Origin of the sequence: Pandoraea cepalis (assembly GCF_902459665.1) — a bacterium.
GTDB classification, from domain to species: Bacteria; Pseudomonadota; Gammaproteobacteria; order Burkholderiales; family Burkholderiaceae; genus Pandoraea; species Pandoraea cepalis.
The window spans coordinates 71,432-95,631 of the sequence record NZ_CABPSL010000006.1; the positions used below are offsets into that span (position 1 = coordinate 71,432).

Genomic DNA, 24,200 nt, shown 5'->3' on the forward strand with positions numbered 1-24,200 from the left:
CCGGCTCGGGACTCACTCGAAACGAGTGAGTCCCGCTGCCCGTTTTGAGCGCCCTGCCCTATAGCGAACGTCTATTCCATGCGAACCTGGATCACGTTGACCGAAGCGGCCCGACAGTTGGGCGTGCAAGCGCAGACGATCTACGCCTACGTCAGCCGAGGCAACATCGCCGTCATGCCGGACCCCGCCGACCCGCGCAAGAGCTTGTATCGCGCAGAGGACGTCGCGATCCTTTGCCGAAAGAAGCAGGTCGGCCGCAAACGCGCCGCCCTTGCCGCGGGCACGATATTCGGCGCCGAGCCTTGCATCCACAGCGCAATCACTACGTTTTCCAAAGGGCGCGCGTACTACCGCGGGCGCGATAGCATTCGCCTGTCACAGGCATCGACGCTCGAAGACGTTGCCGCCATCCTGTGGAACGCACGATCGCCAATTGCCTTCGACATTGACCGAACCCCGCTGCAGTGGGAAGAGCGCGGCAGACAGTGCGCTTTCATGTCCTTGGCCGCGCTTGCCGCGAATGGTCACTCGACACACGGCCGAACCGACCGAGCACTGCACACCGAGGCGGGCCATCTGGTCGCGCTCGTCTCCCAAGCGTTTGGTGCGAAATGCAGCGAAAAGGCGACGCTCACGCATGAACGACTGGCGCTTGGATGGGGGCAAGGAAGCGAAGGCACCGACCTCATTCGCAGAGCCCTGGTACTCGTTGCCGACCACGAGCTAACCAGTTCCGCCTTTGCCGCAAGAATCACGGCATCCACCGGCGCATCGCTGCCGGGATGCCTGCTCACCGGGCTGGCGGCCTTCTCAGGCCCGTTGCACGGCGACGCTTCAGGTCGTGTCCGTGCCGTGTTCGATCATGTAGAGCGAGTAGGGGCGGAAAGTGTGGTGGCCCATCACTTGCGGTCGGCCCTCCCGATCCCTGGGTTCAGCCATCATCTCTATCCCGAAGGCGACCCGCGCGCCCAGGCGTTGCTGGAACGCCTCGATCCCCCCGATGAACTGGCGTCATTTATCGGGGAGGTGACCCGTTTGACGGGGCTTCAACCGAACATCGATGTCGCGCTTGCCGTTCTGGCTTCTCAACTCAAGCTTCCTCGCGACGCCTCCTTCGCCCTATTCGCCACCGCACGAAGTGTCGGCCTGCTTGCGCATAGCATGGAGCAGCTCAAGGTCGGAAAGGTGATCCGACCCCGCGGACGTTACACCGGCCCCGTTCTCGAGGATGTGGATTCGGTGCCCCCCAACGACGATGGCAATGGCCTGCCTGACGCGGCGACCGTCGACCGAAATCGCGTATTCAAGACGATCATCCGCTAGCTGAGATCCCGCTGGTTCCCCCTGTCGTATTGGCGGATACGGTCTCACACTCGGTTGGATGAACCCACCCCGCGCCAGCACTCGGGACATGGGCCATATTTCAGCGCGCATTGATTACCGAGGACGACCCGTAGTAGCATACGCAACTTAATTAATAATAATTCTCATTTCTATTTTCATTATCCTCGATGCGCCGCCTCCAGAATTACGCTGCACTGCCGCTGGTCTTCATCGCGGCGTCGCCGCTCGCCTTCGCGCAGGCCACGTCGACTGACGTGGCGAGTTCGGCTGCCGTGAGCGCAACGAACGCCTACACCGCCACGCCCGACGCCACGCCGATGAGTGCATCTGGCACCGTTGCGCTGCCCGCAGTGTCTGTCAGTGCGAGCGGCGCGCCCCGCACCGCGTTCGACGCGCCCGCCGCCGCTCAGGTCACGAAGTCGTCGGTGCCTTTGAGCGAGACGCCGCAATCGATCAGCGTCGTCACGCGCGATTTGATGGACGCGCAACAGGTCCAGACGCTCAACGACGCGCTGCACGACGTGCCTGGGGTGATCTCGGGCACGTACGGCAGACGGGGCTGGGACGACTTCATCATTCGCGGCCAAACGGCGTCGGATTCCGTGTATCTCGACGGCCTGCGCACGGCCATCAACAACCGCTTCGCCGAAGAAACCTTCGGCCTGCAACAGATCGAAGTGATCAAGGGACCGGCTACGTTGCTTTCCGGACTCGTGCTGCCGGGCGGCATGGTCAACATGGTCAGCAAGCGGCCGGAAGCCGACACGTTCGCCAACGTCGATGCCACCGTGGGCAGTCACGGCTTCTACCAGAGCACCGTCGACATGGGTACGCCGCTCTCGGAGAACGGCAAGGCCGCATTTCGCATCAACGCCCTGGCGACGAACAGCCACGACGCCACCGACTATGTCTGGTCGCGCAATCGTTATATCGCGCCGTCGCTATCGCTTGATCTCGGTCCGCGCACGGAATTGACGATCCTGACGAGCTATCAGGAACGCAACTACCTCCGCCAGCAAGGCCTGCCGTGGTCCGGCACGCTGATCCCGAACAAGAACGGCAGCCTGTCGCGCAGTACCTTCACGGGCGAGCCCGGTGAGCGGCCCTACTCGGGGCACGAGGCACGTATCGGCTACCGCTTCGCCCACCATTTCGACTCGGGCTGGACCGTGAACCAGAATGCTCGCTGGCAACAGTTCGCGCTGGGCGGTCAGCTCGTCGCCAATGGAAAGGTCGCCTCGAACGGCTACACGCTGAGCCGCACGGCCACCGATTCGCAATGGTCCGGCGACACGCTCTCGCTGGACAATAACGCGCAGAAGACCTTTGACACCGCGTTCGGCCGCCACGAGATCACCGTCGGCATGGACTACATGCGCGGGCGCGAGGACGTCACCACCACCACGTGCTCGGTCGGTTCGATCAACATGTACGCCCCGGTCTACACGGGTGCGATCACATGCCCATCCACACCACGAACGCGCGCGTACACTACGATCCGCGATCTGGGCGTCTACGCGCGCGATCAGATCGCACTCGGCCAACGCTGGCGCGTGCTGGCGGGCATGCGCTACGACAGTGCGTCGAGCAACGTACTCAACAAGCTGACCGACACCACGAGCGGCAACCCGTCGAACGCCACCACGGGCTCGCTTGCGCTGATGTACGAACTGTTCCCCGGCGTGCGCCCTTATGTGAGCTACGCGACCTCGTTCTACCCGAACAGCGGCGCGGACGTGAGCGGCAACGCCTTCGATCCGGAAACCGGCAAGCAGTGGGAAGCGGGGGTGAAGTTCGACCTCCAGAAGGGCCACACGAGTGTGACGCTCGCGGCATTCGACCTGCGCCGCCGCAACGTGCTGGAGAGCGATCCGAACAACGACGGCTACAGCATTGCCGTGGGCGAAGAGCATTCGCGCGGCGTCGAATTCAGCTTCAACACCGCGCCGACGAATCAGTTGAGCGTGACCGGCGGCTACGCCTACACGTCGGCCGTGATCGCCGACGATGGCGGCCAGGCACCGTCGACCAATGGCGTGCGCATCAACAACGTGCCACGGCACAGTTTCAATGTGTTCGCGCGCTACCAGTTGCCGGGCGAACTGCGGCGCTGGGAGATCAACGGGGGTGTACGTGGTCAGAGCAACCTCTATGCGTATGGCTACACGATTCCGGGCTTCGTGGTCAGCGACGTGGGCGTGCGCTACACGGCACCGAGCTGGCACGCCGCGCTGAATCTGAAGAACATCTTCAACAAGCATTACTACACAGGAGGCCTGAGCAACGCCGTGGCACTGAGCGACGATCGCTCGGTGATGCTCACACTGGGATACCGCTATTGAGGCTTGCGAAGCGCCAACCGCCCCCACGCATCGATTTGGGAAATACGTCGAGGCTTTCGCATGGCGACGTCCCGAGCCGACAATTCGGACGTTGCTGAAACTCAAGTGACTTCACGGCTGGGATGATGGAAACGTCCCCCACATCGGTGGGGGCAACTTCTGGGAGCAACCCATGCGCGATTCGAACGATGAGAACGTGAAATCCCGAGGTGCAGGCATGACGAGGCGATTCGGGACGAGCGGAGCACCGGACCTGCCGAAACCGCTGTCGAGAAAGGGCTATGTCGTCTGGTTCCACGACCATGGCGAGTATCTGGGACTCGCATGGAACGCGTCGGCGGAAGAAATTGAACGAGCGCACGTGGCAAATGCCGACCACGCGATCTACTTCGAGACCTTTGCGCAGGCGGCCGTCGCCAGCGACAAGTTCATCAGCCCCTGTCGGGTGATCCATTCCCCCGGGCCCGGCAAACGACCCAAGCTTATGCCCTAGAACAACGTGACGGTCCGTCACCGTTGTCGGGCCGTCACGCTTGCGATTTATGCGCCGCCGGTTCCCGTGTTACTTTTACGGCAACGTTACTGCGTGTGAGGTGTGACCATGTACACCGTAATGGGCATCACGGGGCGAGTGGGCAGCGTGCTGGGGCACGACCTTCTCGCGGCAGGTCTACCGTTGCGGGTCGTCGTCCCCGATGCCGTCAAATCGAGCCGATGGGCCGCACTGGGCGGTGAGATTGCCGTCGCGGAAAACAACGATGTCGACGCCCTCACCCACGCGTTTCGCGGCAGCGAAGCCGTGTTCGTGATGCTCCCACCGAACGCAGACCCCGAGCCGGACTTCTCGCATGCGCGGCACCTGATCGACGCGATTCGGCAAGCGCTGGCCGCCACTCGCCCGAAACGCGTGGTGTGCCTGTCGAGCATCGGCGCCGACTGCGAAATGCCCAGCCTGCTCACCGCGCTGCGCTTGTTCGAGGCGGCGATGCTGTCGTTATCGCTGCCGGTGACGTTCCTGCGCCCGGCCTGGCTGATGGAGAACTTCGCGTGGGACATCGAGCCCGCTCGCGAACGCGGGGAGCTGCCGAGCTATTTGCAGCCGGTGGATCGGGCGCTTCCGATGGTCTCGGTGAGCGACGTCGCCCATTTCGCGGCGCGCGCCATGCAGGCGCCGTTCAGCGACAACCCAATCTGGGAAATCGAAGGCCCCGAGCGTTACTCGCCCGACGACATCGCCGCCGCACTCGCCCGTGCGCTCGTTCGCGACGTCTGCGCCGAGGCGGTGCCCCGAGCGGGCTGGGATCCCCTTTTTCGCGCGCAAGGCATGCGCAATCCGCTGCCACGTATCCAGATGCTCGACGGATTCAACAACGGCGACTTCCGCTTCCGCGACGACGGCAAACACGCGCTGCGTGGCGGCGTCACACTCGTCGAGGCAATCGCCGCATTGGTGCGCGAAAGCTGACACCGGTGACGGGCGTCAGGCCATCCCCAATCCGCTAGCGGTCTCTGCAAACCGGCACTTGTGCGAGCAGTTCACGCCAATGTTGCGCCCAATCGCCATCGTGCGCGACCCCGCGCACCGTGACCGTCGTCACACAGGATCCCCCCGCCGCCGCCGCGAAGCGACGCGCGACGTCCGGCGGCACGATCGTATCCTGCGCGCTGCTGAAATGGATCTGCGCAATGCCTGCGATTCGCCGCGCCACGTCGATAGGATTACGAGACGCCGGCATCGGCGAGACGTGATGCAGCCGATTGATGTACTCGGTGTCGAGGTTGCCCGCGACCGTGCGCAGCGCGGCGACGTCGTGGCGGCGCGCAGCGATCAGCACGGCAATGGCGCCACCGCCCGAGTAGCCGACAAGCTCCACGGGCTGCCCAGGGGTACGGGCCACGAGTTGATCGACTGCCGCGTTCATTGAATCGATCACTTCGGGGGCGAACCGCTTGCCGGTCCAATACGCGACGGCGCAACGGGGATTGTCCTGCATCGGCGTAAATTGGCAGGGTCGCGCCAGATAGGCGACGTTGTCGGCAGCCTTCGCGGACGAATCTGCGGCAGCGAGCGCCAGCCCCGTTGCCGCGACCGGCGTGGGGTCCAGCGATGGCTCACTGCGCGAAACCCAGGCCAATCCATCGCCTTCGATGTAGATGCGCAGAGGCTTGTCAGGGCGGGTAATGCGCGAGAACACGGTAAGGCGGAAATCGCCCGCCGTCAGCACTTCCCGGTGCAGTCCCGCCGGTCCGGCCAACGCATCGGCATGCGCGTCGCGATCCACACTGGCACACCCGGTCGCCAGCAATAGGGCAGCCAGTGCGGCAACGCAACGCTTCCCGCGCTGCCACCCTGCAAGCATGGCGTTCATGGCGCTGCGCCGCGCCCTTCGGTCAAATTGCGCCATCACGCCACTCCACCACGAAGTGCTTGAGTGCCTGCGCCATGCGTTCGACCACAGGTTGCCAGTGTGCGCGGGCCTCCTGGCGAAACAGACGCATCCCCGGATACCAGGGCGAGTCGTCGCGATCGAGCAGCCAGCGCCAATCGGGAACAAACGGCAACAGCACCCATACCGGACGTCCCATCGCGCCTGCCAGATGAACGGGCGACGAATCGACCGACACCAACAAATCCGCGAGATGCAAAATCGCCGCAGTGTCCTCGAAATCGCGAATCCCGTCGCTGAGCGACACCATCGACATGCCGTCGGGAGGCGTGCTTGCCTGCGGGGCCGCCGGCCCCTTCTGAATCGAAAGGAATGTCGCGCCACTCGCCCCCAACGGGCCGAGTTGTGCGAGCGACATGGACCGGTTGCCGTCGTTGACGTGTTCCGGGCGCCCCGCCCACACCACGGCGACCCACGGGCGCGGCACGTCGGCCAATTTTTCGCGCCAATGGGCGACGCGCTCGGGGTCGGCGCTCAGGTACGATACGTCGCCCGGCAGATCGGCGAGCGTCAAGCCCATCGCCATTGGCAGGCTCATCAGTTCGCAATGCTGATCGAACGTCACCGGCAACGTGCCGCGAGCGACGATATCGTCATCGCCCCACATGCGCCTGGCGATCGGCAATGCTTCCGGATTGATCTCCAGGATCACGCGCGCCTGACTGCGCTCACGCGCCCAGCGCGCCATGCGCAGGAACTGGAACGTGTCTCCGTAGCCCTGCTCGTCGTGGATGAGGAGCGTCTGGCCGGGAATCGGTCTGCCGTCCCAACGCGGGCGTTGCACCTTGCGCTCAATGGACTGCGTATGTTCGAGGCGGTAGCGGTGGCGATACTCGCGCCAACCACGCTCGAAGTCGCCGAGCAGGAGCAACGTCTCGGCGAGATCGAAGCGGTTGGACAGGTCGCCAGGCACCTGACGGGCAAGCCTGTCGAGTATGTCTCGTGCCTCGTGCACCTTGCCTTGCGCGCGCAAGACCATCGCAAGCAATCGCCACATCACCACGGGCGCGGTCTCGGCGCCCACGACCTCGCGCAGCATCGACTCAGCCCTTTCGTACGCCTGCGCATGGACGCACGCCACGATGGCGTCGTGAACCGAGGTCATATCCGGCGGTGTGGCGAGCAACTGCGGCACCGAGGGCGGGACACCGTCGACGAGTGCCGGGCGATGGCGCGTCACCCTCTGCGCCTCGACAAGCGCAAGCGCAGCCCGCGCATCGTGACTCTCCGGGTGGAGGGCGAGCGCATCGCGAGCACAATCGAGTGCCTCGTCCAACCGTCCCACCAGCGGCAGAATCCGGGCACGAGTCACGAGCGTGGAGAAATGCTGGGGGGCGAACGCCGACATGATCTCCACGACCTGCAACCCCGCCGCCACGTCTCCACTGGAAACTTCAATGTCGGCAAGATTACGGTAGGCGTCGACGAACGACGGATCCAGCTCAATGGCGCGGCGCGCCAGAGTTCGCGCTTCGGTAAAGCGCTGCTGTGCGCTCAGCAGCGACGCCAGATTGCTGTGCACGTCCGCGCGTAGCGGGTCGATTTCAAGGGCCCGGAGATAGTGCGTCTCGGCAGACTCCTGACGCCCCAGCAGACGCGCGGTATTCCCGAGATTGTTGTGCGCATCGGCCGACGCGGGCAGCAGTTCGCTCACGCGGGTGAGGCATGCCAAGCTCTGATCGAGCTGTCCGACCTCCTGCAACACTATTCCGAGGTTGTTCCACCCGGCAGCAAACGCCGGATCGATTTTGACGGACCGGCGCGCCGCCGCCAGCGCCTCATCGAGCCGGCCCGCCTGTCGGCACATCTCGGCCAGATCGGACCAACTGGACGCCAGCGCACCGGGCGCCCGGCAGGCGGTGCGCAGATGGTCGATCGCCATGTCGCGCTTGCCATAGGCATGGGCCATGAGGCCGAGGAGATAATGCGCGTCCGGGTGCTCGGGCGACGCTTCCAGCACGCGCCGGCACAGGACTTCTGCCTGGGGCGCCTGTCCCGCCTGCCAATGCGAATGGGCTAACGCAATCGCCTGAGCGAAGGTCAGCATTCCGGGAGTCGAAGCAGCGGCAGACATCGAGAGGCGGTCGGGAGACGGTAGGCACTGCGCGATACTTCCACGGCGGTCGCTGCCATGTCAATCGTTGCGACCGCCGGACGCGTACGAACGTTTCCGAACACGCGCGACGCTCAGAAACGCTGTTGTACGCGCACAATCCCCGTGTGCGACACAAAGCCCGCCCCCGCTTGCAGGTCGTAGCGAATCGAGGCACTCAGGTTGTTCGCTTTCATCAGGGTCAGGCCCAGCGAGATATCGGCCAGGTCCGACACCGGCGTAGCGCCCACGGTCGTGAACGCCGTCTGGCCGGACGGATCCGCAGCGAAGCTCGCGCCCGTCGTTTGACGCGTACGGTTGTACTCATGCAGCCAACGCACGCTCAGTTCGGGCACCCACATCCCCCTCGCCGTTTCGAATGGCAAGGCGACCTTCGCCCCCAGCGCGCTACGCACCGAACTAGCGCCGACACTGCCGACCGTAAGCGCCGAGCCATTGCCACCCGTTTCGGTATAGCCGTTCTGGTTCAGATAGCCATATGTGACGCCCGCCAGCGGCGTGACGATGGCACGTCCCAGCGCCAGTGGCCAGCCGAATTCGGCGCCGAACACGAATTGTTGACCGTTGAAGTTGCCATGGGCCACGCCGTTGAATCCCGGCATCGACACCGATCGCGTCGTATCGTAGTGTTGCAGCACCGCCGAGCCTGACAGGTTCACGTACCACGGCTCGCCGGTGTACGCGGCGTACCCAATGAGGCCATACCCGTTCACGCCGGTCGTATTGCCCGACGTGCTACCGTCATTGTCGATCGCCGTGCGCGAGAACTGGATCGCTCCCCCCGCACGCCAGCGCTCGCCGAACGCTCTGTCTGCACCGACGACCAGTCCACCGTAGTTGGCGCTGTAGCCGTCGACGTCGTTACGCACCGACTGGCTGGCGTGACCGCCGAAGGCCTGTCCCCAGACGCCCCAGTTGGCTGCGCTGTCGCCCGTCGCAATCCCGGTGCCCCCGGCCTGCGCTACGCGCAGGCTGTTGACGTGCGCACCGACCACGCCCAGCGATTCGAAGGTGGCCGCGCCGGCGGCACGCGTATTCTGCGCCGGGGCGAGTTGCTTGCCGACCCGATTGGCCGAGTCCGTCGAACCGCCGCTCAGCGACCCGAGTGCCGCGTTGTACAGATTCAGCAGTTGGGCGTCGCTCACGCCGGTGTAGCCCAGCAAGCCCCGCAGCGACGACTGCGCGTTGGGTGCCGACGCAAGCAAGGCGTTGGTGCGAGGGTCGGCGGGCGGTGTCGTACCGGTGCCGCCGCCGTTGTCGGAACCGGCATTCGTATCCGAAATCAACGTCACGACCAGATCCTGCCGACTGCCGTTAGCGACCGTGGCGCCGGTCGCGCCGAGCGTCGACGAACCGTTGACGCGATAAACCAGCGAACCTTCGTTGTAGGTGGCCGAGCCTGCCGTGTCGATCACGACATAGCGCTGACCCGCCGCAAACGAATAGCCGAGCGACTGCAAGGCGATGCTCGAACCCGCGGCCAGTGTCGTGTTGCCGCTCACAACCAGGCGTCCGTAGCCGCTGTCGGTCGTCAAGTCGCCGGTCGTCACCGCATTGCCCGCACAACACCGATCTGAAGCGTGGCGCCTGCCGCCTGCGCGTAATCCCCGGAGACCTGGATGGCATTGTTGACTTGCAATACCGACGCGTCGTTGAACGCCGTTCGTGTGCCAGCGAGGTTCAGGTCGTCGTTAAGCAGGAGATTGCCGCCGTTGAAGTGTATATCGGCGAGCGAGCTTGAAAGGGTTCCGGGGATAGCACTGCCGAAACCCGTGAGGGTGCCCTGCGCTGCGCCTGACGCCCCCGCGATGGACAAGGCGTGCGTGCCGGAATGGGAAATGTTGCCCGCAATGATGCCGGCGTTATTGATCTGTCCGATCGTGGCCGCTGCGGAGGCATTCGCGATGGCCTCGCCGGCGCTGGAAATGAGCCCGCCCGCGAGATTGTTGAGGGTACCGATCGAGTCCTCGTTGTAAATACCGTAGCTCCCGCCCGAAATCGTTCCAGCGTTGTTGATCGTGCCAATGATGCCGTGATAGGTCGTGCCACCGACCACGGTACCGCGGTTGTCGATGCCGGTGCCGGAGCCGAGCCCACTGGTGCCATCGATCAGGCCAAGGGGCAGGTTGTCGATCGTCGTGAGGGTCGCGCTTCGGTTCATCACCGCGCTTTGCGTGCCCGTAATGGTGCCGCTGTTCGTCAGCGTGCCCAACTGCGTCGGTGCACTGCTCTTGAACGAGGCCACGCCATAACGGCCCGAGATAGTCCCCGTGTTGGTCAACTGACCGAGATACGACGTGTTCTCCACACCATACCCGTTGGCGGCGGAGATCGAGCCGGAATTGGATGCAGACGTCAGTGTGCCGGCGTTGTCGATGCCCGCGTTGCTCGGCGAGAAAATCAACCCGCTGTTCTCGAGACGCGCCACACTGCCCCGCAACGAAATCTGCAATGCGATATTGCCGACCAGCGTGCCAGCGTTCGAAATTGTCCCGAACGTGTTCACGATTTGGGCGAAGGTCGCGCCCGTGATCGACAGGGTCGTACCGTCATAGCGCCAATTCGTCGACGAGGCGGTGTCGGCCAGACCGACAAAGAGAAGCCGGCGGCCGTCCATGATGGCGGCCGCCGGCGGGAATGCCCACACCGGTCCTGTGTTCAGCGAAGCCGCCGCAACGACGGCGGCGACCGCCGCTTTGCGGACACGGCGGTGGTCCGCCGCGCGCGACGTTCCGCCATGACCGCCGGCCACTTCGGACGCGACCTGATGCATGCCCAGACTGGCGCTCCATACCACACGATAGATGCGATTCATTCGATTTCCCGGAATACGGCTTTCTTATTACAACGCGTTGACTCGTGGATTCAGAACGGGCTCGCGCGCAGCGACCGACACGTAGGCGCAAGACCTCCGTCATGGCAGGGAAGTCCGGCCGTATCGGTCAGAAGGATGGGATGCGTGAGCGTCGCGGCACACGCTCGCTACGGCATGAGCGCGGTCTGATTCAAGGCGATGACGTGGCCTGCCTCTGGGGCAGGATCACCGATGGTGCGAGAAGCGGCATGAAACATTCGAACGACCCCGTGTTTGTTCACCTGTACGACGCGCTTGACAGCGCTCGTCATTTTTTGTTCGGCGAATCCTTCCATACCATTTACCGACTGTCAATCGGCATTTTTTTCGCCGGTCGGCAGGCGCCCACAGGCTTGCGCTACACTCGGCTGACCGAACCAAGAAAGGAAATACGCATGAGCACCCCTATCGAAAACATCGCGGTGACGCGCAACGACGGCGGCGCCGCAACCTTGGGCGACTATACGGGACGCGTGCGTCTGGTGGTCAACGTCGCGTCGAAGTGCGGCCTCACACCGCAGTACGAGGGCCTTGAACGCCTGTACGAAGAAAAGCGCGCCGCCGGCCTCGAAGTCCTCGCCTTCCCCGCCAACAATTTCAAGGGTCAGGAGCCGGGCACCGATGCCGAGATCCTCGACTTCTGCACCACGCAATACAACGTCACGTTCCCGCTGTTCGCCAAGCTCTCGGCACTGGGCGACGACCGTCACCCGCTCTACACGGCGCTTGTCGAAGCACAGCCCGCAGCGATCGGCGAAGGCCCGTTCCGCGAGCGTCTCAAAGGCTTCGGCGTAGTCCGCGAGAACCCGGCCGACGTGTTGTGGAATTTCGAGAAGTTTCTGATCGGACGCAACGGGCAGGTCGTGGCCCGCTTCTCACCGGACGTCAAGGCCGACGACCCGCGGCTGGTCGCCGCCATCGACGCGGAGTTGGCGAAGTAATCGCACCATGCAAAAAGGGGCAGCGCAAACGCGTGCCCCCTCGTGCCACAAGCGTCGGCAGGACGGTTGCCGGCGCGCCATGAACGCCTTCCGAAACGACCTCACGTCTGGCAAGGTCGATCCGGGCCTCATGACGCCACATCGCGCGCCGGTTCCCGCTTCTCGCGACAACTCGTGAAATGCGGCGCGTCATCCCCCCTGGGATTGACGCTTCCGCGATGACTCGACTCAGCGCTTGGCCGTGTCAGTCATGAACTTGCCGGTTGGCGCTTCGCTCCCCTTTTTCTGACGGCGCGTGTTGCCGTCGAGTCCGCCGTCCACCGCCCATTCGGCAAATACCGTCGGCCCCGGCTCGAAGTCGCGCGGCTGCCATTCCGGCGTAAGGATGTCCTCGTCGGCGTAATACTCGATGAGCGCGCCGCACGGATTCTTGAAGTACCAGAAATACGCCGACGAAATCGGGTGACGGCCCGGGCCCAACTGGGTTTCCCATCCGCAGCGGTCGATATGCATGCCGCCGCCGAATACTTCGTGGATATCTCGCACGGTGAACGCCACATGGTTCAGCCCGCGCTTGCCGTTCGGCAACGCCAGCAGGAACAGATCGTGATGCCCGCCGTGCGGCGCGCAGCGCATGAACGCGCCACGATCCGGATAGCGATCCGACAGCTCGAAGCCGAGCTTCGTTTCATAGAACGTCTGCGTGGCCGCGAGCGCGTTGGTGAAGAACACGACATGCCCCACTTCGATCGGCTGGGCACGCTCATACACCGGGCTCGGCGTGTTCACGCGCTGCGCCGCGATCCCCCACGGATTGCTCAATGCGCCCTTCACGTCCACGGCCCGCTTGGCAGTCACTTCCACTCGCACGGCCAGACCGTTGGGGTCAACGCAACCTGTCGCACCGTCCTTGAAGTAATAGCCCGGCTGGTCAGCGAAGCGGTCGGCGATGGCGGCCACTTCTTCGGCCGTCGTCACGCCCCACGTCACTTCGCGCAGCGTCGGTCCATCTTCCATCGCCGGCGGCAGCGACGGATCGTCGTGACGCACGGCCAGCACACGGCAACCGTTCAGCGTTTCGAAGCGCGCGCCGTTTGCGTCGACGGACACCTCGGTCAGGCCCCAGTCGCCCAGAAAGCGACGGCAGGTGTCGAGGTCGGTGACCCCGTAGGTAATTTGTTCGATGCCCAGAATCGTCATGACAGTCTCGGGTAGGGGTTCAAAGTGGGCGCGGTCACAGATCCAGCGTCAGACGGTCGCCCTTGCAACCGGACACGCAAATCATCATGACCTTGTTCCCGGCGCGCTCAGCCGCGCTCAGCACCGAATCACGGTGATCGGGACAGCCTTCGAGCACACGTGTCTCGCAAGCGCCGCAAACACCTTCCATGCAGCTATGCTCCGCGTCGATACCCGCGGCGAGCAACGTCTCGAGCAGCGTCGCCCCGGCCGGCACGCTCAGCTCCTTGCCGGACTTCGCGAGCTTCACGACATAGCCCTCGGACGTCGCGGGCGGCGGCGCATCCGGCGCCGCAGCGAAGCGCTCGATGTGCACGTTGGCGATGCCAGCCTCGGCGCACGCCGCTTCAAAGGCGTCGAGCATCACGCCGGGTCCGCAGCAGTATGCGTGCGTGCCCGCCGGCTGCCCGGACAGAAACGCCGTGAGCGACGCCGGCTTGCCGCCGTGCTGGTCGTCGAAGTGATAGGTAATGTCGCCGCCCAGCGCGTTCAGCTCGTCGACGAAAGCGGCTTGCGGCGCCGTGCGCGCGCAATACATCAGCTTGACGTGGCGACCGAGCGCACGCAGGCGTCGATACATGCAGAGAATCGGCGTCACGCCGATCCCGCCGGCGACGAGCACCGTGTGCTCGGCGGCGTCGTCAAGTTCGAAGTGATTGCGCGGCGCGGAAATCTCCAGCGTCATCCCCACGCGGAAATTGTCGTGGATGAAGCGCGAGCCGCCGCGGCTCTTCGGATCTGCAAGAATGCCGAGCACGTAGCGGTTCGGCTCGCCCGGCGCATTGACGAGCGAATAGCTGCGCACCAGCCCGCTCGGCAGATGCAGATCGATGTGCGCGCCCGGCGTGAAGTCGGGAAACGGGGTGCCGCTGCCCGCCACCGGCACGAGTTCGATGCTCATGATGCCCGCCGCTTCGAAGCGAAGCGTGCGCACCATGGCCGACAGAGTTGACTTGCTCATAACGCCGCTCTCAGATGTTGCTGATACTCTTGACGTCCGCCGGCTCAGCCCGCGGCGGACAAATCGATGTCGAGACGCGCGAACGCCTCGATCTCCACGCGCAGCTCCGGAAACACCAGGCCGCTCACTTCCACGAGCGTCGAACACGGATACGCCCCGCCGTTCGCCGCCACGTCCGCAAAAAACTCTCGCCGGGCCCGGCCGACCTCGTCCTTGTCGGCAATGTCGGTCACGTACACCACGAGCTTGTAGATGTTGGCCAGACGCCCGCCACCCGCCTCGACCAGCGCGCGGATCTTGCCCAGCACCACCCGCGTCTGCTCGTAAGTCGTGAGCGGCTCGACGGCGGCGCGCGTGGCTGGGTGCGCGGTCATGCCCGAGAGCACGATGTCGTTGCCGACGCGAATGCCGTTGCTCCAGGTCGCCGCGCCCAGATCGGGCACGGCCTGGGCACGGATCCGCTCGGCCTTGAGAGGTGGGTCGATGGGCATGAAGCGTCTCGCGCGGCTTACGCCTTGCCCTGCGCAATGCGCTCGAGTTCCGCCTTCGCCAGGTTCTTCAGATGGCGACGCAGACGCACGATACCCATGTCATGTTGATACAGATGCTCGCTCTGGTTGGCATCCGGCTCCATGTCTTCGAGCATGACGCGATCCTGTTCGAGCACCGCCCAGTGGCGCGCTTCTAGACGGTTGCGATACAGGAAGCGCCACGTATCGCGTTGCCAGCCGTCGAGCTTGCGGCAGCGCCAGTGGAACACGGCGGCCAGCGTCGGGGAGACCGGCGTGTAGCTGCCCACGATCACGAAGTTGCCGCCGGGGCCGCCCGTCTTCGGGTACGGAATCTCCAGACGCATCCAGTGCGTGCCGGTATCGGCCCACTCGGTCCAGTCGAAGTTCACGTCACGCTGGCCTTCCTTCTCGAAGACAAAGCCACGGTCGGTGTCGCGAATGCGGAAGGCCGCCGTGTTGTCACCCTCGGCCATCGAGTGCGACTGCTTGTGCAGATACGTGCCGTGCATCGGATCCATCACGTTGTCGAGCACGTACCGGTAGTCGCCCTTCCACTCGGTGTAGCACAGGAACGACGAGTACTCGCCGTCGGCATCGAGTTCCTCGGGCAACACGAGCGGCGGCGGCGTGTCGATGTTCTCTGTGGCGTTGTACAGCCAGATCGCGTCGTTGCGCTCGACAATGTGGTACGCCTGCGTCGGACGCGAACCTTCGAGCTTGCAGCCCGGGCTGCCCGGCACACGCATCACGGTGCCGTCGCAGCGCACTTGCACGCCGTGATAGCCGCAGGCGATGCGATCGCCCATCACGATGCCCTTGGACAGCGGGGCACCACGGTGCGGGCAATGATCATCGAGGGCATGCACCTGGTTGTCCTGGTCGCGCCAGAACACCAGCTTCTTGCCCAGGCGGCGCAGCGAGACCGGCTCGCGGCCAACCATGTGCGACGGGCAAATCGGATACCAGAGGTTCTTCAGGCCGCGCTCGAGGATCGCGTCGGCAGTGAGGATAGGCTGTTGCGTAGTCATGGGGGACGTCTCCATCGCGATCGCTACGCACCCGCGGCGCGCAGCGATCGAACTCTGTGATGTTGTTACTCTTCGGCCATTCGGGCGATCTGCGCGGTGTACACCGCTTCGGTCCACACGTCGCCCGCTTGCGGGCCGGGGCCCGTGCGATTCAGATAGGCCACCAGCCCAGCCAGATCGTGTGTGCCGGCGGCATAGGCGCGCTCGATGGCGTCGCCCAGCAGGCTTTCGTATTGCGTCGGCTCATGGCGACGCGCTTGGTGCGGTTCGAGATAGCGGTCCATCATTTCCCTCCATGGCGAACCCGTTCGCGAATGCGCGCGTGCACGGGTACAAAATCGTAAGTCGGATAGCATTCGGTGCGAAACACACCCCAGGCCGAGCGCTCCAGCTCGACGTTGACCGCAGGCAGCAGGTGCGGTGGCAGTTCGAGCGTGACGATCTGGCCAAAGCCCATCGCCACCGTCCACGACACCACCCTCACACCGGCCGGCGGGAAACGCTCCCACCATTCGGCTGCCTTCAGGCGCTCCTGAAAATCGTCGAGATTGTTCGACTGATCGTGACGCAGGAACACCGTCAGCAACATCGTGTCGGGCTGAGTGGCCGCAGCGGCGCCCGGGGCATCTTCGTTCATGTGTCGTCTCGCGTTATTGCACGAACTGGTTGGTGAACAGGTCGGCCAGGTTCGACTTTTCGCGAATGATCTTCTCCTGCATATAGAAATCCTGCAGCTTCGTCACACGCGCCGGATCGAACGCACCGAGACGCTCCTGGCCCGGATACACGTTGCGGGCGTAATACGTCAGGATCTTCTCGATCTCGGCTTCCTTGCCCTTGTAGCCGGGCACGGTCGCGCAGTATTCCTTGGCCGCGGCCGCCGGGTCGCGCATGATCTCGGCCACCGACTTGATCGTGGCACGAACGAACTTGCGGACCATCTCCGGCTTCTCGGCAATGGTCTTGTCCGACGCCAGAACCGCTTGCGCCATGCCCGGGAAGTACTTGTCGGTCGAGGTCATCGTGACCTTCACGCCGGCATCTTCAATATTCTGCGCCCACTCCGGCGTGCCCACCATCGCGTCGGCCTTGCCCGTGGCGACCTGCTGCCACACGCCCGCCGGGCCAGCGCCCTGGATGCGCGCGTCGGTCCGCGTGAGACCCGCGGAGGCGAGCAGACCCAGCGTCGCATAGAAGCCGGTGTCTTGATACGACAACACCGTGATCGTCTTGCCCTTCAGGTCGGCCGGCGATTTGATGTTCGCATCGTTGCGCACGACCAACTGGTGCAGCGTGCGCCCGCCCAGCAGCGCCACGCCCTTGATGGGAATGCCGTTCGGACGCAGCACGATCGGGGTGTCGCCCAGGCCGCCGCCCAGATCGCCATTCCCGGAGGCGAGCTGCTTGCCGACGTCGGCACCGCCTTGCACGGTCAGCCAGCGCACCGACAACCCTTCCGCCGCGTAGTAGCCCTTCTTCTCGGCCAGCATCAGCGGCGCGAAGGCCGGCAGGTTGGCCGGCGCCGGGAGCAGATAGGTAATCTGCTGGGTAGCCGGCTGCGCCATCACCGGCGCCGCCAGGCTCGTGAGTCCCGCCACGGCGCACAGGCCAACAGCACGACGCGCGCGGCGCGCCAACGATCCACGGAAAATCGACAACATATCTCTGCCTCGCTCAAGTATCGGATGACCGCAATACCCTGTGCATTGCGGCGTGTTCTGCCACTGACTGACGTTCAGACCTTGCCCGCCCACGCGAGCGGGCTGTCGTTGATGCCCCAATAGAGACTCTTCTGGTTCGTGTACTCCAGCAACCCCAGACGCCCCTTCTCACGCCCCATGCCACTCTCTTTCCAGCCGCCGAACGGCGTCGAGATCGAAAACTGCTTGTAGGTGTTGATCCAGACTGTGCCGGTCTCGAGCGCACGCCCGATGCGCCAGGCGCGCTTGAAGTCGCGTGTCCAGATCCCGGCCGCGAGACCGTAGACGCTGTCGTTGGCCTCGGCCAGCAGGTCGTCTTCGTTCTCGAATGGCAAGACCGCCAGCACCGGGCCGAAGATTTCTTCCTGCACCATGCGTGCCTGGTTCGTCAGGCCCGCGATAATGGTCGGCTGATAGAAGTAGCCCTTCTCGCGGCCATCGCCCGCCGGACGCTCGCCGCCGCACAACAGGCGGCCGCCCTCTTCCAGCCCGATGGCGACATAGCGCTCGATCGACTCGCGATGCGATGACGTCACCAGCGGCCCCATCTGCGTGTCTTCGCGCAGCGGATCGCCCACGCGAAGTTGCTTCGCGCCGGCCACCAGCCGCTCGACGAAGGTGTCGAAGATGGCCTTGTGCACGAAAAGACGCGAGCCCGCGATGCACGATTCGCCCGACGAACTGAAGATGCCGTAGAGCACACCGGCCACCGCATGATCGATGTCGGCGTCTTCGAACACGACGGTCGGCGACTTGCCGCCGAGTTCGAGCGAGACCGGCATGAGCTTTTCCGCCGCCAGCCGCGCAATGCCACGACCGACTTCGGTACCGCCGGTGAAGGCGACTTTCTTGACCTTGGGATGGCGCACCAGGATGTCGCCGATGACCGAGCCCTTGCCCGGCAACACCGAGAGCACGCCGCGCGGCACACCGGCCGCTTCGCAGATGCGGCCCAGTTCGAGCGAGGCGAGCGGCGTGACTTCCGCCGGCTTGAGCACCACGGCGTTACCGGCGGCAAGCGCCGGGGCCAGCTTCTGCGCGTCCGAGGCAATCGGCGAATTCCACGGCGTGATGGCGGCAACGACGCCAAGCGGCTCGTGCACGCTCATCGTCAGGTAATCACCGCGCGACGGCGTCAGCGTTTCCTCCAGCGTCTCGAGGCACGAGGCGAAGTAGCGGAACGTGCTCGATGCGCTCGCGACGAGCGCGCGCGTCTCGCTGATCGGCTTGCCGTTGTCGCGCCGCTGCAGATGGGCCAGCGCTTCGGCGCGTTGCGTGATGCCGTCGGCCACGCGATGCAGCACGGCGGCGCGTTGATGCGGCTTCAAGCCCGCCCAGTCCGCGCGACGCCAGGCCGCATCGGCCGCCTCGACGGCGTCGATCGCATCTTCGGCGCCCGCCGCCGCGATCTCGGCATTCACGCTCTCGTCGGCCGGATACAGGCTCTGATAGCGCTTGCCGGTGCCGGCGCGCCATTCGCCGCCGACCAGAATGTCGCTCGAAAACCCTTGCAGCAAATCTTGATGGCTCATGATGCTCTTCCTGCTAAATCACACAGTTCGCAACGCGATTGCGTAGCGCGCGAATGGCCGAATACGCGGTCAGTGCCGACGTCTTGGGGTTGTCCGGCAGCGGCTTGCCGCACATCTCCAGCGACATCTCGCCGAACGCCCCGCGGGCGATGATGTGATGCACGTTGCGTGTGCTCGTCGGGTCAGCGATCAGGCGCACGCGCGTCGCGTCGAGCCCCAGACCGGCGATGGCCACGGTCGCCGCCACGTTCGCATTCTTCGGATACAGACGCGCCGCGTCGCGGGCGCTGCCCTCGAAGATCACGGTCGCGGTGGTAAGCGTTGCCAGATCGCAGACCTGCTCGGCCGGCGTGCCGAGCCAGCCCGTCGGCGGCTTGCGACCGGTGTACAGCACTTCGTCCAGACCGCCTTCGCGCGCCGCGGAAATCGCATCGATACCGCCGATGGCACCCGAGAGCAACGTAACCGTCGACGCGCCGTCCTTGGCGGCTTGTTCCAGTGCAGCGAGCAGATCGGTATCGGACAGCGCACCGATCGATGCCACCGCGCAATCCACCCCCGACTTGAGCAGCGGCACCACGTGCCCCGACAGCGCGCTGTGACCCGCGCACTCGAGCACGAAGTCCGGGCGGCGGGAGAGCGCCTGCGCCGAACACACCACTTCGGTGTCGGCGCGCACGCTCTCGCGCACGCGGGCGGCGGCGTCTTCCGGCACGATCACGTGGCCCACGCGCAGATACGGATCGCTCGCGCACGCCTCATAGACCTTCGAGCCGATCGCGCCGAAGCCGATCAGCGCGACGTCAACGGGACGGTGGTTCAATTCATGCATTCGCAGGCTCCCGGACCGGCGGACCGGCAAAGTGCGAAGCGAAGCTGCCGACCGACAGCATGTCCACTTCGAGCAGCACCGGGCCGTCGTGCGCCACGGCGCGTGCGACCGCCGCCTCCGCCTGATCGATGGCCGTGATGCGCTCGTGCTTGAGCTGCAGGCTCGCGCAGAAGGCGGCGAAGTCCGGTTGGTGCAGTTGCACGTAGTGACGGCGACCGCCGTACTGCGCATCCTGAATGTTGCGGATCACGCCGTAGCACTGATCGTTCATCAGCAGGATCACGACCGGCGCCTTTTCCTGCACGGCGGTGGCGAGTTCGCCCACGTTGACCATCAGGCCGCCGTCGCCGCACAGCGCCACGGTCTTCTTCGCGTTGCCCGCGAGCGCCGCGCCGATACCCATCTGCATGCCCTGACCGATCCCGCCCCCCAGCGCGTGCACACCGGCGCGCGGCGAGAAGAGCTTCAGCAGACGGTTGCCCCACGTGCTGTTCGAGATCGTGACGTCGCGCACCCAGTTGAAGTCGCGGCCCAGCGCACTTTGCAGTGCGGAGACGAGTTGACGGTACGGGCCGAGACCTTCCGCGACCTGCTTGACGGCCACCTCGCGAGCGGCCGCAAGATCGGCGTGGAACGCCGGATCGATCGACAGGCGCCCTTGCAGACGGTCAGCCAGCGCGTTCAGCACGCGTGCGGCGTCGCCCTGGATGAACAGGTCGTTGCGGTAGCCACGGCCGTCCGCCAGGCCATCGGCGTCGACGCGATAGAGCGGGCGCGGCAGCGCGAGCTTGTACTTCAGCGTTTCGTTGCCACGCAGACGCGAGCCGACCACGAGCACGGCGTCGCACGACTTGTAGAACGTCTCGACCGTCGGGTGGATGTTGAACGCACCGAGCGTGGCGGCATGATCTTCCGGCACGATGCCGCGACCCTGCACACTGGTGACCACGCCGAAGCCCATGTCGACCAGACGCTTGACGGCGGCTTCCGCCCCGCGCGCCCCACCGCCCAGCCACAGCATCGGACGATGCGCGGCGGCCAGCTTGTCGGCGAGTTCGGCCACGCGGGCGTCGTCGTGCGTCGGCACCGTGATGTGCGGCGCGGCCAGATCCGCGGGCCATTCAATTTCCGCCGCCTGGATGTCGATGGGAATCTCGACGCTCACCGGGCCGGCCGGCGCCGTGAGCGCGGCGCGCACGGCTTCGCGCACGGTCGAGAGCGCGGTGTCGACGCAACGCACACGATAGGCGGCCTTCGAGATCGCGTGCAGCATGCTGAGCTGATCGGGCGCTTCGTGGATATACGCGAGATCGCGATCGAGGAACTCGGTTTCGATCTGGCCGGTAATGTGCAGCACCGGCGTGCCGGCGGTGAGGGCTTCGACCATGGCGCCGGCCGCATTGCCCGCGGCGGTGCCCGTGCTCGTGAAGGCCACGCCGAGACCACCCGAAACACGGGCAAGGCCATCGGCCATGTTCAGCGCACCGGCTTCGCCGCGCGCGCCGACGTAACGGATCTTTTCGCGACGCGCGATGGCGTCGAGGATTGGCATGTTGTGAATCGAGATCACGCCGAATGCGGTCTTCACACCGCACTGCTCGAGAAACGCCGCGATGACTTCGCCGACGGTGGTTGTGTTAGACATGTCTTGCCAAGCCTCCGGAAACATCGATGTGGCTGCCCGTCGTATAGGACGACTGCGGGCTTGCCAGGAAAAAGATCGCTGCGGCCGCCTCTTCAGGCCTGCCCAGACGTTGCAACTGAATTTGCTTCTTGCGGGCCAACTCGCCGGTCCATTCCTCCCAGGTCTTGCCTTCGCCTTGCGCGGCAAAGCGACGGCGCCACTGGCCCGACTCCACCAGTCCGATCAGAATGCTGTTGACGCGCACGCCGTCGGGCGCGAATTCGCTCGCCATCGAACGCACCAGGCTCTGGATCCCCGCGCGCGCCGACGACGTCGCCACCATGTGCGGCTCCGGTTGGAGCGCGAGCAGCGAGTTGACGCAGACGATGGCGGCGTCCCCGGTCTCGCGGGCGGCTTCGCGCAGCATCGGCAGGCAGGCGCGCGTGGTGCGAATGACGCTGAAATACTTCAGCTCCAACTCTTCGCGCCAGGCGTCGTCGGTCGTGTCGGCAAACGTCGACACGCGGCCCTGGCCCGCGTTGTTGACCAGCATGTCGAGACGCCCGAACTCGCCACGAATGCGCTCGGCCAGCGCGGCGACATCGTTGGCATCGAGCACGTCGCACTGTGCGGCAATCACGCGCGCCTCGGCATGACGCTCGCGCAGACGGGCTTCGGCTTGCGCCAAGCGCTCGGGGTTGCGGCCGCAGATCGCGACAGCGGCACCGGCGTCGAGCAGGCGTTCGGCCGTGGCGAGGCCGATGCCGGACGAGCCGCCTGTGACCAGCGCCGCGCGTTGGGTGAGGTCGATCTTGATCATTTCAATCCCAGTGACTTCATGTAGGGGGTGGCCCGGTCGTCGCTGCCCGGCCGGTAGTTCAGGCGGTGCGACAGCGCGTCGGCCGCCTCGCGCACCTGTGCGATCAGCCCCGCGTCGAGCACCGAAGCGTCGAGCGTGGCGCGCGGAATGGTGACGGTGATCGCGGCGCAGATGCGTCCCGCGTCGTTGCGCACCGGCGCGCTCACCACGCTGATGCCGCGCTCGAACGACGAGGCCGACACGGCGTAGCCGCGCTCGGCGTCTTCGCGCACGCGCTCGAACAGCTCGGTGATCGTTTCGGGTGTCTGCGGCGTGTATTTTTCGAGCGTCTTTTCGGGGTACAGCGCGCGAAGCTCGGCCAGCGTCAGGTCGCCCATCAGCACATGGCCGTGTACGGTCGCATGCGCCGGCAGGCGCGTGCCGACGTTGACCTTGATCGAGTTGAACACGCTCGCCACGCTCTGCGCCTTCGCCACGAACACGATGTCGCGCCCGTCGCGGATCACGATGTGCGACGTGAGCTGCGTGGCGTCGCGCAGCCGCTCGATGATCGGGATGCCCAGATCGGTCAGCTCCAGCGAGCTGAGGTATTCGAAGCCCAGACGCAGCACGGCCACACCCAGACGGAAATTCTTTTCACCGCCCGCACGCTCCAGGAAACCCATCGCTTCGAGCGTTTGCAACAAGCGGAAGACCGTGGTGCGCGGAATCCCCAGTCGCTGCGAGAGCTCCGGTGCGCTGAACACGGGCTCGCGCGGCGAGAATTGCGTGAGGATGCGCAGGCCGCGCTCAAGGCCCGGCACCAGGTAGCGCGTCTCGGTGGCCGCGCCGTCGACGAGATCGTCGCTCTCGCCCTCGCCTTGCATCGCGGACTCGCGCAGCGTGTCGTCTTCGGTGAGCGCCCCGGCCATTGCCGTCATGCGCTTGGGCGTTACGGATGCCATCTCAACGTTCTCCTGCCTCGATACGTTCGAGCCACGCGGCGAGCGCGGCATTCAGAACGTCTGGCGTTTCGATATATGACGCGTGCCCAGCGCCTTCGATGATTTGCAGCGGCACACCGGCCGCCTCGGCGATCGCTTGGCAAGCCGCCGGGGGCGTCACGGCATCCTGTGCGCCGACCGCCACCGCGACCGGGCCCGCATTCGCCGCCACGTATTGCGCCAGCGCGCCGGCGGCGTCGCCATTCGAGAGCAGATGCGTTGCCTGACGATAGCCCGCGGGCAGCACGCGTGCCATGTTCCATTTCACCCACGCGCGCGGCAGGGCCGCCGCGTTCGGGGCGACGAGGTTGTCGCTGCGCTCGCGCGCCATGCCGGTCGGGCCGAGCTTGTCGAGCATCGCCAGACGACCGTCGCGCTTGCTCAGACGCACCTGCGCATCGGCCTTGCCGTAACCGCCGGCCGGCGAGCAGAGAAAGAGCCCGCTCACGCGCTGCGGCGCACGGCTCGCGAACTGGGTTGCCATGATCGCGCCCAGCGAATGACCGACGAGCGCGACGCGTGTCAGCCCCAGCGCATCGAGCCACGCCGCGAGCGCATCGGCATAGGCGTCGGCGTGCGGCTCGGCGTCGGCGACATTCGTCGTCTGCCCGTAACCCGGCGCGTCCCATGCGTAAAGCGCGGCATGCAGGTTCGTGGCTTCGAATTGCGCGAGCCATGACGCCGCACCGGACCCGATGCCGTGCAGCATCACGACCGGCATGGCACCTTCGGCTTGCGTTCCAGCGCTGCGATAGCCCACGGTGCCCGCGCGCGTGGCGACGGTGCGGTACGGGAAGGCGTCCAGACGCGCGCATAGCGGCGCGACGGCGGCATCTTCGGGTACTTCGGACTGAAAGGCTTCGGCTTGCATGGCTTGGACTGAATGTCTTGCTTTGTGAATTCCTGCCGGTGTGGTGCTTGCGACGGG

General features: G+C 65.2%; 22 protein-coding genes. 5 read left to right on the plus strand and 17 right to left on the minus strand.

The annotated features are described in order from the left end of the window. Positions 1-78: 78 nt before the first annotated feature. The 4 genes from PCE31106_RS10010 (at position 79) to PCE31106_RS10025 (ending at position 5,151) form a co-directional block, all read left to right on the plus strand. Positions 79-1,323: a citrate synthase gene (locus tag PCE31106_RS10010; RefSeq protein ID WP_150563161.1), complete on the plus strand. Its 1,245-nt coding sequence runs from the start codon at positions 79-81 to the stop codon at positions 1,321-1,323. A gap of 188 nt (positions 1,324-1,511) precedes the next feature. Then, positions 1,512-3,686, plus strand: a complete 2,175-nt coding sequence (locus PCE31106_RS10015; protein WP_150563162.1) for a TonB-dependent siderophore receptor — start codon at positions 1,512-1,514, stop codon at positions 3,684-3,686. 172 nt (positions 3,687-3,858) lie between these two features. After that, positions 3,859-4,179: a hypothetical protein gene (locus PCE31106_RS10020; RefSeq protein WP_017235342.1), complete on the plus strand. Its 321-nt coding sequence runs from the start codon at positions 3,859-3,861 to the stop codon at positions 4,177-4,179. A gap of 108 nt (positions 4,180-4,287) precedes the next feature. Continuing rightward, positions 4,288-5,151, plus strand: a complete 864-nt coding sequence (locus PCE31106_RS10025; RefSeq protein WP_150563163.1) for an NAD(P)H-binding protein — start codon at positions 4,288-4,290, stop codon at positions 5,149-5,151. Between the two features lie 34 nt (positions 5,152-5,185). On the opposite strand, the gene PCE31106_RS10030 is transcribed toward PCE31106_RS10025, so the two are convergent. The 4 genes from PCE31106_RS10030 to PCE31106_RS10045 all read right to left on the minus strand — a co-directional run bounded on the left by PCE31106_RS10030 (position 5,186) and on the right by PCE31106_RS10045 (position 11,061). Then, positions 5,186-6,055: an alpha/beta fold hydrolase gene (locus PCE31106_RS10030; protein ID WP_150563164.1), complete on the minus strand. Its 870-nt coding sequence runs from the start codon at positions 6,053-6,055 to the stop codon at positions 5,186-5,188. 22 nt (positions 6,056-6,077) lie between these two features. Further along, a complete protein-coding gene (locus tag PCE31106_RS10035; protein ID WP_150563165.1) occupies positions 6,078-8,180 on the minus strand; it encodes a tetratricopeptide repeat protein in 2,103 nt (700 codons plus the stop codon). A gap of 140 nt (positions 8,181-8,320) precedes the next feature. Next, positions 8,321-9,781, minus strand: coding sequence for an autotransporter outer membrane beta-barrel domain-containing protein (locus PCE31106_RS10040; RefSeq protein ID WP_174975084.1), 1,461 nt, complete (start codon positions 9,779-9,781; stop codon positions 8,321-8,323). A gap of 11 nt (positions 9,782-9,792) precedes the next feature. Beyond that, positions 9,793-11,061 carry an ESPR-type extended signal peptide-containing protein gene (locus PCE31106_RS10045; RefSeq protein WP_150563167.1) on the minus strand — a complete coding sequence of 423 codons (1,269 nt, stop codon included), beginning with the start codon at positions 11,059-11,061 and terminating at the stop codon, positions 9,793-9,795. Positions 11,062-11,495: 434 nt separating this feature from the next. Here PCE31106_RS10045 and PCE31106_RS10050 point away from each other — a divergent pair, with 434 nt between their 5' ends. Then, a complete protein-coding gene (locus tag PCE31106_RS10050) occupies positions 11,496-12,041 on the plus strand; it encodes a glutathione peroxidase (protein ID WP_017235338.1) in 546 nt (181 codons plus the stop codon). Positions 12,042-12,269: 228 nt separating this feature from the next. Here the strand turns inward: PCE31106_RS10050 and PCE31106_RS10055 are convergent, their stop codons facing one another. From PCE31106_RS10055 to PCE31106_RS10115, 13 genes are all read right to left on the minus strand, one after another. Next, a complete protein-coding gene (locus tag PCE31106_RS10055; protein WP_017235337.1) occupies positions 12,270-13,241 on the minus strand; it encodes a VOC family protein in 972 nt (323 codons plus the stop codon). Between the two features lie 34 nt (positions 13,242-13,275). After that, positions 13,276-14,241: a PDR/VanB family oxidoreductase gene (locus PCE31106_RS10060; protein ID WP_150563168.1), complete on the minus strand. Its 966-nt coding sequence runs from the start codon at positions 14,239-14,241 to the stop codon at positions 13,276-13,278. A 44-nt stretch (positions 14,242-14,285) separates the two neighbouring features. After that, positions 14,286-14,732, minus strand: a complete 447-nt coding sequence (locus PCE31106_RS10065) for a RidA family protein (protein ID WP_150563169.1) — start codon at positions 14,730-14,732, stop codon at positions 14,286-14,288. 17 nt (positions 14,733-14,749) lie between these two features. Continuing rightward, complete coding sequence (locus PCE31106_RS10070) at positions 14,750-15,781, minus strand: Rieske 2Fe-2S domain-containing protein (protein ID WP_017235334.1); 1,032 nt, start codon at positions 15,779-15,781, stop codon at positions 14,750-14,752. Positions 15,782-15,846: 65 nt separating this feature from the next. Then, positions 15,847-16,065: a recombinase-like helix-turn-helix domain-containing protein gene (locus tag PCE31106_RS10075; RefSeq protein WP_017235333.1), complete on the minus strand. Its 219-nt coding sequence runs from the start codon at positions 16,063-16,065 to the stop codon at positions 15,847-15,849. Further along, positions 16,065-16,418 carry a hypothetical protein gene (locus PCE31106_RS10080; protein WP_150563170.1) on the minus strand — a complete coding sequence of 118 codons (354 nt, stop codon included), beginning with the start codon at positions 16,416-16,418 and terminating at the stop codon, positions 16,065-16,067. Before PCE31106_RS10080 ends, PCE31106_RS10075 begins: the two co-directional genes overlap by 1 nt. A 13-nt stretch (positions 16,419-16,431) precedes the next feature. Further along, the gene (locus tag PCE31106_RS10085) at positions 16,432-17,442 is read right to left on the minus strand and encodes an ABC transporter substrate-binding protein (RefSeq protein ID WP_017235331.1); all 1,011 of its coding nucleotides are present in this window, start codon (positions 17,440-17,442) and stop codon (positions 16,432-16,434) included. A 74-nt stretch (positions 17,443-17,516) separates the two neighbouring features. After that, complete coding sequence (locus PCE31106_RS10090; protein WP_150563171.1) at positions 17,517-19,013, minus strand: aldehyde dehydrogenase; 1,497 nt, start codon at positions 19,011-19,013, stop codon at positions 17,517-17,519. 13 nt (positions 19,014-19,026) lie between these two features. Next, on the minus strand, positions 19,027-19,845 hold the full coding sequence (locus PCE31106_RS10095; protein ID WP_150563172.1) for an aspartate dehydrogenase: 819 nt from the start codon (positions 19,843-19,845) through the stop codon (positions 19,027-19,029). Further along, positions 19,838-21,490, minus strand: a complete 1,653-nt coding sequence (locus tag PCE31106_RS10100; protein WP_017235328.1) for a thiamine pyrophosphate-binding protein — start codon at positions 21,488-21,490, stop codon at positions 19,838-19,840. Before PCE31106_RS10100 ends, PCE31106_RS10095 begins: the two co-directional genes overlap by 8 nt. Then, entirely contained in the window at positions 21,483-22,289 is an 807-nt protein-coding gene (locus PCE31106_RS10105; protein WP_017235327.1) for an SDR family oxidoreductase, read from the minus strand. Before PCE31106_RS10105 ends, PCE31106_RS10100 begins: the two co-directional genes overlap by 8 nt. Next, entirely contained in the window at positions 22,286-23,155 is an 870-nt protein-coding gene (locus tag PCE31106_RS10110) for an IclR family transcriptional regulator (protein ID WP_150563265.1), read from the minus strand. The genes PCE31106_RS10105 and PCE31106_RS10110 overlap by 4 nt, the downstream gene beginning before the upstream one ends. A 79-nt stretch (positions 23,156-23,234) precedes the next feature. Beyond that, positions 23,235-24,143, minus strand: a complete 909-nt coding sequence (locus PCE31106_RS10115) for an alpha/beta fold hydrolase (RefSeq protein WP_150563173.1) — start codon at positions 24,141-24,143, stop codon at positions 23,235-23,237. Positions 24,144-24,200: the final 57 nt, after the last annotated feature.

Excerpts from the sequence above, each read along its gene's own strand:
- PCE31106_RS10010 (WP_150563161.1), top strand. The coding sequence starts at position 79 with ATGCGAACCTGGATCACGTTGACCGAAGCGGCCCGACAGTTGGGCGTG.
- PCE31106_RS10015 (WP_150563162.1), top strand. The coding sequence starts at position 1,512 with ATGCGCCGCCTCCAGAATTACGCTGCACTGCCGCTGGTCTTCATCGCG.
- PCE31106_RS10020 (WP_017235342.1), top strand. The coding sequence starts at position 3,859 with ATGCGCGATTCGAACGATGAGAACGTGAAATCCCGAGGTGCAGGCATG.
- PCE31106_RS10025 (WP_150563163.1), top strand. The coding sequence starts at position 4,288 with ATGTACACCGTAATGGGCATCACGGGGCGAGTGGGCAGCGTGCTGGGG.
- PCE31106_RS10030 (WP_150563164.1), bottom strand. The coding sequence starts at position 6,055 with ATGAACGCCATGCTTGCAGGGTGGCAGCGCGGGAAGCGTTGCGTTGCC.
- PCE31106_RS10035 (WP_150563165.1), bottom strand. The coding sequence starts at position 8,180 with ATGCTGACCTTCGCTCAGGCGATTGCGTTAGCCCATTCGCATTGGCAG.
- PCE31106_RS10045 (WP_150563167.1), bottom strand. The coding sequence starts at position 11,061 with ATGAATCGCATCTATCGTGTGGTATGGAGCGCCAGTCTGGGCATGCAT.
- PCE31106_RS10050 (WP_017235338.1), top strand. The coding sequence starts at position 11,496 with ATGAGCACCCCTATCGAAAACATCGCGGTGACGCGCAACGACGGCGGC.
- PCE31106_RS10055 (WP_017235337.1), bottom strand. The coding sequence starts at position 13,241 with ATGACGATTCTGGGCATCGAACAAATTACCTACGGGGTCACCGACCTC.
- PCE31106_RS10060 (WP_150563168.1), bottom strand. The coding sequence starts at position 14,241 with ATGAGCAAGTCAACTCTGTCGGCCATGGTGCGCACGCTTCGCTTCGAA.
- PCE31106_RS10065 (WP_150563169.1), bottom strand. The coding sequence starts at position 14,732 with ATGCCCATCGACCCACCTCTCAAGGCCGAGCGGATCCGTGCCCAGGCC.
- PCE31106_RS10070 (WP_017235334.1), bottom strand. The coding sequence starts at position 15,781 with ATGACTACGCAACAGCCTATCCTCACTGCCGACGCGATCCTCGAGCGC.
- PCE31106_RS10075 (WP_017235333.1), bottom strand. The coding sequence starts at position 16,065 with ATGGACCGCTATCTCGAACCGCACCAAGCGCGTCGCCATGAGCCGACG.
- PCE31106_RS10080 (WP_150563170.1), bottom strand. The coding sequence starts at position 16,418 with ATGAACGAAGATGCCCCGGGCGCCGCTGCGGCCACTCAGCCCGACACG.
- PCE31106_RS10085 (WP_017235331.1), bottom strand. The coding sequence starts at position 17,442 with ATGTTGTCGATTTTCCGTGGATCGTTGGCGCGCCGCGCGCGTCGTGCT.
- PCE31106_RS10090 (WP_150563171.1), bottom strand. The coding sequence starts at position 19,013 with ATGAGCCATCAAGATTTGCTGCAAGGGTTTTCGAGCGACATTCTGGTC.
- PCE31106_RS10095 (WP_150563172.1), bottom strand. The coding sequence starts at position 19,845 with ATGCATGAATTGAACCACCGTCCCGTTGACGTCGCGCTGATCGGCTTC.
- PCE31106_RS10100 (WP_017235328.1), bottom strand. The coding sequence starts at position 21,490 with ATGTCTAACACAACCACCGTCGGCGAAGTCATCGCGGCGTTTCTCGAG.
- PCE31106_RS10105 (WP_017235327.1), bottom strand. The coding sequence starts at position 22,289 with ATGATCAAGATCGACCTCACCCAACGCGCGGCGCTGGTCACAGGCGGC.
- PCE31106_RS10110 (WP_150563265.1), bottom strand. The coding sequence starts at position 23,155 with ATGCAAGGCGAGGGCGAGAGCGACGATCTCGTCGACGGCGCGGCCACC.
- PCE31106_RS10115 (WP_150563173.1), bottom strand. The coding sequence starts at position 24,143 with ATGCAAGCCGAAGCCTTTCAGTCCGAAGTACCCGAAGATGCCGCCGTC.